A 12,217-nucleotide genomic window follows, 5' to 3' on the forward strand; every position below is an offset into this window, starting at 1 on the left:
GTTGCTACCTCATTCTACATAATCATATATGGGTTCATATCAATCGTGATTTGAAGTTCCTGTTGCATTTCTTTCTGATAATGATCCATTAAATCCTTCAAATAGGATCTAAGCTGCGGTTCATCCTTGTATTTTATCATGCATTGATATCGATATCTATTTTTAATCCGAGGTATGGGAGATGCAGCAGGTCCAAGGACTATTGTTTGACTTGAAAGATTTGATCGTAAATAGGTTGATATCTTTTCTGTAACAGCTACTACCTTAGTAATTTCAGGATGACTTACTGTAATCAATGTAACATAAAAGAATGGTGGGTATTGATGCAGTTTCCTAATCCCCATTTCTCTTAAGTAAAAATCCTGATAATTATGTTGACTAGCAAGCTCGACACTATAATGCTCTGGTGTGTAGGTTTGAATAACTACTTCACCAGGAAGTTCATGACGACCTGCTCTCCCACTAACCTGAGTTAATAGCTGAAAGGTCTTTTCACTAGACCTAAAATCTGGAAGATGAAGCATAGTATCCGCAGTCAGCACTCCGACTAAAGTAACTCTAGGAAAGTCTAACCCTTTCGCAATCATCTGTGTTCCTAGTAAAATATCGGCTTTTCCCTCACCAAAAGCTGTTAATAGCTTTTCATGAGATCCTTTTCTACTAGTTGTATCCACGTCCATTCTAATAATACGTGCCTCAGGTAAGAGTTTTCCGATTTCTTCCTCTACCTTTTGAGTGCCGGTTCCGAAAAAACGAATATGATCACTTTGGCATGAAGGACATTGTTTTACAACTGGTTCTTCATAGCCACAATAATGACATTTTACTAACTGTTGAGATCGGTGATAGGTAAGGGAAATATCACACTCGGGACAAGTAACAACAAACCCGCAATCCCTACACATTATAAAAGTAGAATAGCCTCGACGATTTAAAAACAATACAGTCTGCTCTTTCTTCTCTAAGCGATCCTGTAATTTTTCAAATAAGAGCGAAGAGAACATGGATCGGTTTCCTTCTCTTAATTCTTCTCTCATATCAACAATATCGACTGCCGGCATTCCCTTATCATGCATGCGCTTTGATAAAGGTAGTAGCTCATACAAACCTTTCTTCGCTCTGGCGAAGGTTTCTAAAGTTGGTGTCGCACTTCCTAACACAACGGGACACTGATGAAAACTACCTCGGTATATCGCTACATCTCTTGCATGATATCTTGGGTTTTCTTCCTGCTTATAGCTTGACTCATGCTCTTCGTCGATAATAATGATTCCTAAGTTTTCAAATGGAGCAAACACAGCAGATCTAGCACCAACAACCACATTAACTTCTTTGCGGTAAATCTTCCGCCATTCATCGTATTTCTCACCAATAGAAAGTCCACTATGTAATACAGCCACACTTGAACCAAATCTCCCCTTAAATCGTTCAACCATTTGAGGTGTTAATGAAATTTCAGGAACTAGTACAATCGCTTGCTGGCCCTTTTTTAACACTTCTTCAATAGATTGAAGATAAACCTCTGTTTTTCCACTTCCAGTAACACCGTATAATAAATAGGTTTGATGTTGATTATGTTCAATAGAATGTAAGATCGGAATAATAGCGTTTGATTGTTCCTCAGTTAAGGGTAATGGTTGCGTCCTTTTGAATTCTCGATTAGCATGAGGATCACGATAAATTTCCTTATCTTTTTCGGTTAGAATCCCCTTTTCGATTAGAGCTTTAATCGGCGAATCAGTCGTGGATAATTCATTTTTAAGAGTAATTCGTGGCACTTCTTTAATCTGTTTATCTAGAAAAAATTCAATCACTTCTTTCTGACGTGCAGCTTGAGAAGACATGGTATCTAGTAATGTTCTAGCCTCTTCATTAGTAGAATTAAAGAATAAGACCTTATGTGTTTTTTTCTTACCTCTCGCTTTTACTACATAATTAACCTCAACATTGCCGTTACCTATTTCCTTCTGAATAGATTTCATAAGCCCTGGTTCATTCTCAATATTCCCCCATGAAACCGTTAGACTCTGTTGAAATAATTTTTGTAAGGTAACTGGCATAAATGAAAGTTGTTCAGGCTTAATTAATTCTACTTCTTTTTCATATTTTGCTTTCAATGCTGCAGGGAGCATGGCCTGAAAGGATGAAATTTGATAGCTCAGTGTTTGTTCTGTAACCCACTTTCCTAATTGTAGGAGCTCCTCATTTAGAATAGGCTCAATATCTAGTAACTGAGTAATTGCTTTCAGTTTCTCAACGTTTGAGCTAGATTCTACACCTACAACAAACCCCTGAAGACTCCTAGGACCAAAAGGCACGATCACTCGCACACCAGGTTGAACAAGTCCGTAATAATCTTCTGGGATCAGATAATCAAATGCGCGATCCGTTTGTCTAGCTGGAACATCAACAATTACCTTTGCAATATTCATTGCTTTTCTCTCCAAAGTTTTTCAACTTTTTCTAATAAGGCTTGTGCTACCTCTTGTTTAGATAGCATGGGCAGCTCCATAATTGATTCATCTTTTCCATAGATGGTAACAATATTGGTATCACTTTGAAAACCAGCACCTTCTTGGTTAACATTATTAGCTACAACCAGGTCTAGATTCTTGGCATGAAGCTTTTTCTTCGCATACTCCTCAATGTGGTCAGTCTCTGCTGCGAAGCCCACTAACAACTTGTCCTCTTTTATTGAACCAAGAGTTTTAAGAATATCTGTTGTTCTTTCAAATTCAATGGTTAACGTCCCATCCTGTTTCTTCATCTTATGATTAGCAGACTGAATCGGACGATAATCTGCTACTGCTGCAGATTTAATCACAATATCGGAGCCTGGAAAATAGTCCATCACCTTTTGATACATTTGTTCTGCAGATTCAACTCTTTCCAGCTTTATATTCGATGTGGTGGTTAAATGTGTGGGTCCAGTAACCAAGGTCACCTTTGCCCCTAGTTTAGCAGCTTGTTCTGCAATAGCAAAACCCATCTTTCCAGATGATGAGTTCGAAAAGAACCTCACTGGATCCAACTTTTCCCTCGTCGGTCCCGCAGTAACAAGTATGGATAAATCTTTTAAGGGTTGAAATGGTACTGTAAAATAGTCAACTACCAGGCTCGTAATCGTTTCTGGTTCTTCTAATCTACCTTTCCCCACATAACCACATGCTAAATAGCCTTCTGAAGGCTCAACAAAACGATAACCATCTTTAAATAAAACCTCTATATTACGTTTAACTGCTGGGTTTTCATACATATGTACATTCATAGCGGGAGCAATCCAAACTGGTGCTTTTGTTGCAGCAATTGTTGTCGTGAGCATATCATCGACAATTCCATTTGCTAACTTACCAATAATATTAGCAGTAGCAGGAGCAACTACAATCAAATCCGCCCAATCAGCTAAGTCAATATGAGCAATTACACTTGCCTCTTTTTCATCAAAAGTATCGGTAAATACAGGATTACGTGATAAAGCCTGAAACGTTAATGGTGTGACAAATTCTGTTGCCGATTCAGTCATAATAACTTTTACTTGAAATCCTGCTTGAACTAGCTTACTAGTAAGAGCAGCAGCTTTATAAACAGCAATGCCTCCACTTACGCATAGTAAAATATTCTTATTCATTGCAAATGATCCCCCTTTTAAGAAAAGCTGAAGTGCCTCGTCCAGCTCTGACAAGCAAATGTTCCTGACAGAATAAAAGGTGCTTTTCCCTTTTCTTCTGTCAGGGTTATTTGACTCGAAGAGCTAGGCACTGAAGCTAGACAATAGAAAAGCGCAAGCGCCATTAATGGATGACAGGCTAAAAGCGCAACGTCCTGTTGCAACTCCTGCCTGACCTGCATCCTGCAGGCCTCTGACAAGCAAATGTTCCTGGAAGAATAAAACCCTTTTATTCTTTCAGGGTTATTTGACTTGGCTTTACCATTATTGTAAAAAGTTTATCTTTCTCTATCTTAAAAAAATAACAACCTACTGCTAGGTTGTTATCGTAAGAATTCTTGTGTTTCTTCTTCTATAGTCTTAGCTTGATGAGCTTTTGCGCCTAACACTCCAGCCGAAATCTCTTCTAACGCTTTCCCCACATATTTATGAGAAACTGTTTTATCTAGTAATAAAGCATGCTTATCTTGTAGATTTCTTGCTCTCTTAGCTGCAACTGTTACCAATTTGTATTTTGAATCAACCTTGTTCATTAACGTATCAATAGATGGATATAACATATATTATTCAACCTCCAGCATTCTTTTATATCGATTAGCCACACGTTCACGACGACAATGCTCTGCAACAACGATCGATTTAATTCGTTCACAGGCAAACTCGACTTTATCATTTTCCACTACATAGTCGTATGCATCCATCATTTCAATTTCTTCCTTAGCAACCGTCATCCGATTATTGATTAGATCCTCAGACTCTGTCCCTCTTGTTTGGATACGACTCTTCAACTCATTTAGACTTGGTGGCGCTAAGAAGATAAATAAACCTTCAGGAAAAGCCTTACGTACTTGTAATGCCCCTTGAACCTCTATCTCAAGCATAACATCCTGACCTTTTTGTAACGTTTCCTCGACATAATCTACAGGTGTCCCGTAGTAGTTCCCTACATATTCGGCCCATTCAAGCAGTTTGTCTTTTTTTATAAGTTCTTCGAATTCTTCACGTGATTTAAAGAAATAATCAACACCATCAACTTCGCCATCACGTGGACTGCGGGTAGTCATTGAAATAGAGTATTGTAGCTTCGTATCCTCTTCGTTAAAGATTGCCTTCCTTACAGTTCCCTTCCCTACACCAGATGGTCCGGAAAGGACAATTAGTAACCCTCTTTCATTCATCAGTTAAATGTACCTACCCTTCATCAGATAAATCTTCTTTATTTACAAATCGCTGTGCAACAGTTTCCGGTTGCACCGCAGATAATATAATATGTTCACTGTCTGTGATAATAACCGCGCGGGTACGTCTCCCATATGTAGCATCAATCAGCATACTTCTGTCACGTGCTTCCTGAATGGTTCTCTTAATTGGTGCAGATTCAGGACTAACAATCGCAATGATTCGATTAGCTGAAACGATGTTTCCAAAACCTATGTTAATTAACTTTATACTCATTTCTTCCTCCTAAAGTCACAAATCTATTCTAACCTTGTTTTTTAAGGATTATAAGCATCTTATTCAATGTTTTGCACCTGTTCTTTAATCTTTTCGAGCTTCGTCTTCATATTGACAACATGCTCAGCTATGGTAACATCATTCGCTTTTGAACCAATTGTGTTAATTTCACGGTTTAATTCTTGAACTAGAAAGTCAAGCTTTCTACCGATCACTTGCTCTTCTCCGTCAATCGTTTTATAAAATTGAGAGATATGACTATTGATTCTTGTCACTTCCTCATTTATATCTACTTTATCAGCTAAAATAGCCACTTCATTCAAGAGCCTTGCCTCATCAATAAAACCATCTGAAAACTCAGCCATTTTCTTTTGAAGTCGATCTCTATATTGAAGCACAACCTTTGGTGAAAGCTTTTCCACTGCTTGAGTACTAATTTGAATATACTCAAGATTTCTTATAATATCTTGTAATAATCCTTTTCCTTCTTCTCGTCTCATTTCCATTAATTGAAGAACAGCTTTTTCTACAATCTGTAACAGATCCTGTTCTAGCTGTTGATTAGTCATTTCTTTTTCAACAATGGTTGTAAACTCTGGATGTTGGAATAAATCTTCTAGTTTGATTTCTCCTCCTAGAAGGTCGAACCTTTGCTTTGCCTCTTGTAATGCCTGATAATATTGTTCTACCAACTCCCACTGTATCTGAACTTCTTTGGAGCTGAGAGTACTTCCATCAATACTAATAAAAACCTCGACACGCCCTCGTTGTATGTATGTAAGAATTAATTTCTTTATCTTTTCTTCAACAAGCATCATTTGCCTAGGGATTCGTATATTTACTTCACAAAACCGATGATTCACAGATTTCATTTCAACTGTGATTGAATAATCGGAAAACTGCTTATGTATACGTCCAAAACCAGTCATACTAGTTAGCAAAATATCACTCCTAACTCCTAGTCTATTTATTTTATCACCTAATACTCAATTTACATAGTAAAAAGGAGATAGAAGATGATTATTCGAAAAAGATTAAATATTTAGACAGGTGAAAATGAGTTTATTCGGAAAGGTGCTATGGTCAGTTTGTCCTTGTAGATTACAACATTAAAGGTCAGTCTACCAAAGACTCCAGTCTGTATTGCCTTGCTTTATTATCACCTATACACGAGAGCTTTAGAGATTTAAGTAGTCTGTTGACTACAAATGGCGAGGAAATCCCCAAATACTCTCTGGCATCCTGATTCGTTATTGTTGTATTGATTAAAAGGGCATAATCCTCAATTGCTACAATATGGGCAGTTTTACTGACTGTACTACAACCTTGACATTTCCATGCCCCATATATTCGGTTAATTGGAACAGTAAAACATGTTTGACAGAAGACTCCTGATATAAGGTCAGAAATAACTAGGCCATACGACTCCAAAACATTAGTTGTATAGATTTCATTCTGTTTCACTATTTTGTTAGCTAATTTTTTTATCTCTTTTAAGGACAGGACTACTTTTGGATGAAGTTGATGAAAATCGTCAATTTTTGAAAGGAGTTTTGAGCTGTGGATTACCTTTTGGGATATTTGGTTTTTTTTAGATGTAGCTTTAATGATCGTCGAGGGATTACTTATAACAACTAATGATCTTATAGGAATATCTACATAGCTGGTATTTTCAGATACCCATTAAATAAGTTGGTTTTTTTGTCTCTCTACTTGGAGTATAGGGTCTTTAAACCCTTCTTCTTTATCTTGAGAAATACGAATACATTGATTAAATTCTGGATCAAATAGTAACGTACCGAATATATTTTTAACTTCAATTACTAAAATAAAACTTTTGGAAATTATAAGGTAATCAATTTGAAAATAACCTACTCCATCGAACAACCTTAGTCCGTGCAAGACCAAATACTCTTCCTTTGGTAAATATTTCAAATAGTAGTCTATTGCTTTTTCCCCTTGGTATCCGGCTCTCTGCCTCAGTAGATTCTCATGAACTTTATGAAATGCTGGATGACTTTTCATTAATCTCCTTGATAACGCCTCTAATCTTCTTATATGAATAGGGATTTCTCGTTTTTGTATTCTCAACTTATCACTCCTTTATTTTTTTAGACTTTAATTATTCAACATGTTGGGAGTAAACTCCTTGTTCTATAGTGACAAAGAGGGGCTCCCAGAGAATTTTTTTTAAAATTAGTAATGTGGATTGTTATATGAATGAATTTTAATTGTTAGAAGTAAGTTTATTATTCATATCTGTACATTCAAGTAACTGTAAAATGAGTTGCCAAAGCTATTTTTCGTTCTATAGTCTAGATATCAGCGGTATTTGCTGTTTATTTGCGAGCTTCTATTTTTATCAGTGGTTTTAAGTTTTATATCTGCGAGATACCTTCTTTTATCAGCTAATTAACACCGTTTATCAGCGAGTCTCCAAAAGTGCTTCCATAAATGACAGCTCCTCACTCAAAAGCAAAAAACCTACCCAAAATCAGGCAGGTCCTTCCCTCTTTTACTAAGCACGTCTTCTAAACAGCATCGATCCAGCAAGTAAAAATGTTGGAATTGCTGATAAGCCTAAGATCAATAACCAATCTCTCAGCATGATATCTGTTGTATGGAAGACAGGTTGAAGTGGTGGATAGTAAATAACAATGAGCATTAAGATGATGGATGAAATAACCGCAAAGACTAGATACATATTTTCAAACGGATTACGGTGAAAAATGGAGCGGTCACTTCTACAATCAAACACATGAATTAATTGAGCCATAACTAATGTAGCAAATGCCACTGTTTGGGCATACATCAGATTATCAGGCTGATTAGAATAGACAATCATAAATGCAGCAAGGGTGACACCACCAATTAAAAATCCACGGCTGACAATTTTCCAAGCAAGTCCCCTTGCAAACACACCTTCCCTTGGATTCCGTGGTGCGCGTTTCATCACATCTCCCTCGGCCTGATCAAGGCCAAGAGCCATTGCCGGTAAACCATCCGTTACTAGGTTTACCCATAGAATTTGAATCGGTACTAACGGTAGAGGAAGTGCTAGTAACATTGCAAACAACATGACTAAGATTTCTCCTACATTTGAAGCAAGTAGGTATCGAATGAACTTTCGAATATTTTCATATATATTTCGTCCTTCTTTAATTGCTGCCTTGATGGTTGCAAAGTTATCATCAAGTAGCACAAGCGAAGAAGCTTCTTTGGCTACATCTGTTCCAGTAATCCCCATCGCAATTCCAATATCAGATGCCTTGATTGCTGGTGCATCGTTAACACCATCACCAGTCATCGCAACGATATGTCCGTTATTTTGAAGTGCCTTAACTATTTTTAGCTTATGTTCAGGGGAAACACGTGCAAAGACATATACATCTTCTACAATGTCCTCTAATTCCTCAACAGACATATTAGCTAATTCTTTACCTTCCACCACTTTCCCACCAAGTGGTAGAATGCCAAGCTGAGTAGCAATTGCTTTTGCCGTGATGATATGATCTCCAGTAATCATGACTGTACGGATACCAGCCTCTTTACATTCTTTTACAGCTAGTTTTACCTCAGGTCTTGGAGGATCAATCATACCTTGTAGACCAATAAAAATTAAGTTCTTCTCTGCATCGATTTCATTATAAACAGTCTCTGATGGACCTAATGCCTTAAACGCAACAGCGATTGTACGAAGTGCCTGTGCTCCTAATTCTTCAATAGCACCCTCAACCTCATCCTTTAGACGAGTAGATAGAAACTGCTGCTTGTGGTCCCATAAAATCGATTCACTATTTTGAATGAGAACATCCGGAGCACCCTTTGTTACGACAAATCTCTTTCCGTTTGGATCACGAACAATGACAGACATCATCTTTCGATTAGAGTCAAAAGGAAATTCTTTTTCAATGACAAATTGCTCTTGAAGCAGTGTTCTAGTTAGTCCAGCTTTCATGGCTGATACGACTAAAGCTCCTTCTGTCGGATCACCATCCAATGCAAAGTCCTTTTTCTTTTGTCTTATATCGGCATTATTACAAAGCAATCCAAAGGTAAGGAGCTGATGAAGAGACTTTACGTCTTTCGGTTGAATGATATCTTCACCTTCATAGAAACGACCATCTGGTTCATAGCCAGTTCCTGAAACTGTCCATGTTTTGCCACCTGACCAAAGGTGGGTAACGGTCATCTTGTTTTGAGTCATCGTTCCTGTCTTGTCGGAACAAATAACAGAAGCACAACCAAGCGTCTCAACTGCAGGAAGCTTTCTAACAATCGCATTATTTTTAATCATTCGTTGAACACCAAGTGATAACGCCACCGTTACAATTGCAGGCAGCCCTTCAGGTATTGCTGCAACAGCTAGAGATACCCCGGCAAGGAACATGCTGTACACATCATGACCTTGCAGCACTCCTAGGAGAACTACAATAGCAGTTAAAATTAATGCAACTGTGATTAAAATCTTTCCAAGCTGTTCAAGCTTTCGTTGAAGAGGAGTAATCATCGTTTCAGCGGATTGTAATAGGTCAGCGATTTGGCCCATTGCTGTATTCATTCCTGTTGCCACAACGACACCTACACCTGAACCTCTCGTAACCATTGTACCCATGAATGCCATGTTTTCTTGGTCACCAATCCCTACATCTTGACCACTAATGGAATTGGTTTTCTTTTGGACTGGTAAGGATTCCCCTGTTAAGGCTGATTCTTCGATTTCTAAACTACTCGAATTAAGAATTCGAATATCTGCACTAATCCGGTCACCTGAGGCAAACTTAACAACATCCCCCACAACCAGCTCAGACGAAGCTATCTTAACCCAACTTCCATCTCTCTTGACCATCACTTGGGGAGCAGACAGCTCTTTTAGTGCATCTAAGGACTTTTCTGCTTTACGTTCCTGAAAGAATCCTAGAAAACCATTAATTATAATGATAGCAATGATAGCAATTGCATCAATGTATTCTCCCAGTAAGCCTGATATTAGAGTTGCAGCTAATAAAACAAGCACCATAAAATCCTTAAACTGAGCTAGAAACAATAAGAACATGTTAGGCTTCTCTGCTTCCTTTAGTTCATTAAAGCCAAATTGCTCAAGACGTTTTTTTACCTCTTTCGTCGTTAATCCTTTCTCATAATTTGTATTTACTTGTTTTTCCACATCCTCTGTACGCAGCTCATACCATTTCATCTGGTAATCTCACACCTTTTCTCTGTTTAATCAAGACGTATGTTTGTCCTCTCTCATGGAAATCTTATTCAGACAAGTTGTAAAAAATGCTATACTTATTACAATTGTTCTATTTCAAGAATGATGATGAATTTAAACTAGATTGCTGTGTATGGGTGAGAGGGTGTTATTATGTCATTTGATGGTGTTGTTACAAGGGCCATTACAGAGGAGTTAAAAAAGAATATACTAGGTGGTCGAATTTCTAAAATCTATCAACCCTATAAACAAGAGCTTTTGATCCATATTCGCGGAAATGGACAAACCTTTAAACTATTAATTTCTGCAAATCCGTCTTATTCAAGACTTCATTTTACTAATGAAGCGTATGAGAATCCTTCAGAGCCACCAATGTTTTGTATGCTTTTAAGAAAGCATCTAGAGGGCAATGTCATTACCTCTGTAGAGCAGCTCGATATGGAAAGAATCATTCATATAGAAACTAGAGGAAGAAATGAATTAGGTGATGAAACAAATAAAATGCTCATCATTGAGATCATGGGAAAGCATAGTAATATTGTGTTAGTTGAAAAGGACCGAAAGATCATACTGGATAGTATTAAGCATATTTCACCAGCTGTTAATCGTCATCGAACGATTTTACCCGGATATGAATATATGAGTCCTCCTGCACAAGAGAAGCTTAATCCACTAACTATTGATGAAGACACATTTCTAAGAAAGTTAGATTTTAACGCTGGTAAACTGGCAAATCAAATTGTAGGGGCATTCAGTGGGATCTCTCCATTATTTGCATCAGAGGTCGTAAATGGAGCTGGGATTAATGGGAAAATGGCACTATCTCAGTCATTTTTTGCTCTTATTGAGAAAGTAAAACAAGGTGAGTTTCAGCCTAGTATTATAGCTGGAAATCAAAAAGAGTATTTTTATGCGTTTGCTCTTCACCATCTGGGTGGAGAAATAAAAACATTTCATTCACCGAGTGAGATGCTTGATCGCTTTTATTACGGTAAGGCAGAGCGTGACCGTGTTAGACAACAAGGTCATGATCTTGAACGATTTATCCGAAATGAAAAGGATAAAAATGATAAGAAGTTAGTTAAGCTCCAAAAGACCTTACAAGATGCTGGTAAGGCTGAGGAATATCAGTTGTTAGGTGAACTTCTAACAGCCAATATGTATAGACTAAAAAAGGGATTAAAAAGTATTGAGGTAGAAAACTATTATGATGAGTCCAATAGTAATGTTACCATTCCACTTAATCCGTTAAAATCACCATCTGATAATGCACAAAGCTATTATATAAAGTACCAAAAGGCTAAAAAATCAGTACATTTTGTGTTAGAGCAGATTGAAAATGCAAAAGCGGAAAAGGCTTATTTCGAATCTCTTCTTCAGCAAATGGAGACTGCATCCCCAAAGGATATCCAAGAGATTAGAGAAGAACTTGAAGAAGAAGGCTATGTAAAAGCTAAACAGAAAAAAGGAAATAAGAAAAATAAGCCGCAAAAACCTAACTTAGAGGAATATACATCAAGTACTGGTGCATCTATTTTAGTTGGGAAAAACAATAAGCAAAATGATTATCTTACAAATAAAATAGCACACCGTGAAGAATGGTGGTTTCATACAAAGGACATACCGGGTTCACATGTTGTGATCAAGCAGACAGAACCAGATGATGCATCCATTTTAGAAGCTGCCAATCTAGCTGCTTACTTTAGTAAAGCCAGGAATTCGAGCTCTGTCCCTGTAGATTATACGAAGATTAAGTATGTAAAAAAACCAAGTGGATCAAAGCCAGGATTTGTAATATATGACAATCAACAAACTGTCTATGTAACTCCTAATGAAGACTTGGTATTACAATTAAAAAAATAAGGATCGTCTTGTGACGA

At 37.4% G+C, this 12,217-nt stretch carries 9 protein-coding genes; 1 reads left to right on the forward strand and 8 read right to left on the reverse strand.

The features are described 5' to 3' along the window. Positions 1–14 precede the first annotated feature (14 nt). From priA to G4D63_RS00950, 8 genes are all read right to left on the reverse strand, one after another. The gene (priA, locus tag G4D63_RS00915; RefSeq protein WP_163176766.1) at positions 15–2,432 is read right to left on the reverse strand and encodes a primosomal protein N'; all 2,418 of its coding nucleotides are present in this window, start codon (positions 2,430–2,432) and stop codon (positions 15–17) included. After that, on the reverse strand, positions 2,429–3,628 hold the full coding sequence (gene coaBC / locus G4D63_RS00920) for a bifunctional phosphopantothenoylcysteine decarboxylase/phosphopantothenate--cysteine ligase CoaBC (RefSeq protein WP_163176768.1): 1,200 nt from the start codon (positions 3,626–3,628) through the stop codon (positions 2,429–2,431). The genes priA and coaBC overlap by 4 nt, the downstream gene beginning before the upstream one ends. A gap of 362 nt (positions 3,629–3,990) precedes the next feature. Further along, positions 3,991–4,227: a DNA-directed RNA polymerase subunit omega gene (gene rpoZ, locus G4D63_RS00925; RefSeq protein WP_163176770.1), complete on the reverse strand. Its 237-nt coding sequence runs from the start codon at positions 4,225–4,227 to the stop codon at positions 3,991–3,993. A 3-nt stretch (positions 4,228–4,230) separates the two neighbouring features. Beyond that, positions 4,231–4,845: a guanylate kinase gene (gene gmk, locus G4D63_RS00930; RefSeq protein WP_163176772.1), complete on the reverse strand. Its 615-nt coding sequence runs from the start codon at positions 4,843–4,845 to the stop codon at positions 4,231–4,233. A gap of 13 nt (positions 4,846–4,858) precedes the next feature. After that, positions 4,859–5,122 carry an extracellular matrix/biofilm regulator RemA gene (gene remA / locus G4D63_RS00935; RefSeq protein WP_163176774.1) on the reverse strand — a complete coding sequence of 88 codons (264 nt, stop codon included), beginning with the start codon at positions 5,120–5,122 and terminating at the stop codon, positions 4,859–4,861. Between the two features lie 59 nt (positions 5,123–5,181). Further along, a complete protein-coding gene (locus tag G4D63_RS00940; protein WP_163176776.1) occupies positions 5,182–6,063 on the reverse strand; it encodes a YicC/YloC family endoribonuclease in 882 nt (293 codons plus the stop codon). 742 nt (positions 6,064–6,805) lie between these two features. Next, the gene (locus tag G4D63_RS00945; RefSeq protein ID WP_163176778.1) at positions 6,806–7,213 is read right to left on the reverse strand and encodes a nuclease-related domain-containing protein; all 408 of its coding nucleotides are present in this window, start codon (positions 7,211–7,213) and stop codon (positions 6,806–6,808) included. A 427-nt stretch (positions 7,214–7,640) separates the two neighbouring features. Further along, positions 7,641–10,319, reverse strand: coding sequence for a calcium-translocating P-type ATPase, SERCA-type (locus G4D63_RS00950; RefSeq protein ID WP_163176779.1), 2,679 nt, complete (start codon positions 10,317–10,319; stop codon positions 7,641–7,643). A gap of 171 nt (positions 10,320–10,490) precedes the next feature. On the opposite strand from G4D63_RS00950, the gene G4D63_RS00955 reads away from it, so the two are divergent. Next, positions 10,491–12,200 carry an Rqc2 family fibronectin-binding protein gene (locus tag G4D63_RS00955; protein ID WP_163176781.1) on the forward strand — a complete coding sequence of 570 codons (1,710 nt, stop codon included), beginning with the start codon at positions 10,491–10,493 and terminating at the stop codon, positions 12,198–12,200. Positions 12,201–12,217 lie beyond the last annotated feature (17 nt).

The organism is Bacillus mesophilus (genome assembly GCF_011008845.1).
Classification (GTDB): domain Bacteria; phylum Bacillota; class Bacilli; order Bacillales; family SA4; genus Bacillus_BS; species Bacillus_BS mesophilus.

What these genes read in the sequence shown, in the direction of transcription:
- rpoZ (WP_163176770.1), bottom strand. Translation starts at nt 4,227, where the DNA reads ATGTTATATCCATCTATTGATACGTTAATGAACAAGGTTGATTCAAAA.
- G4D63_RS00955 (WP_163176781.1), top strand. Translation starts at nt 10,491, where the DNA reads ATGTCATTTGATGGTGTTGTTACAAGGGCCATTACAGAGGAGTTAAAA.
- gmk (WP_163176772.1), bottom strand. Translation starts at nt 4,845, where the DNA reads ATGAATGAAAGAGGGTTACTAATTGTCCTTTCCGGACCATCTGGTGTA.
- remA (WP_163176774.1), bottom strand. Translation starts at nt 5,122, where the DNA reads ATGAGTATAAAGTTAATTAACATAGGTTTTGGAAACATCGTTTCAGCT.
- priA (WP_163176766.1), bottom strand. Translation starts at nt 2,432, where the DNA reads ATGAATATTGCAAAGGTAATTGTTGATGTTCCAGCTAGACAAACGGAT.
- G4D63_RS00950 (WP_163176779.1), bottom strand. Translation starts at nt 10,319, where the DNA reads ATGAAATGGTATGAGCTGCGTACAGAGGATGTGGAAAAACAAGTAAAT.
- coaBC (WP_163176768.1), bottom strand. Translation starts at nt 3,628, where the DNA reads ATGAATAAGAATATTTTACTATGCGTAAGTGGAGGCATTGCTGTTTAT.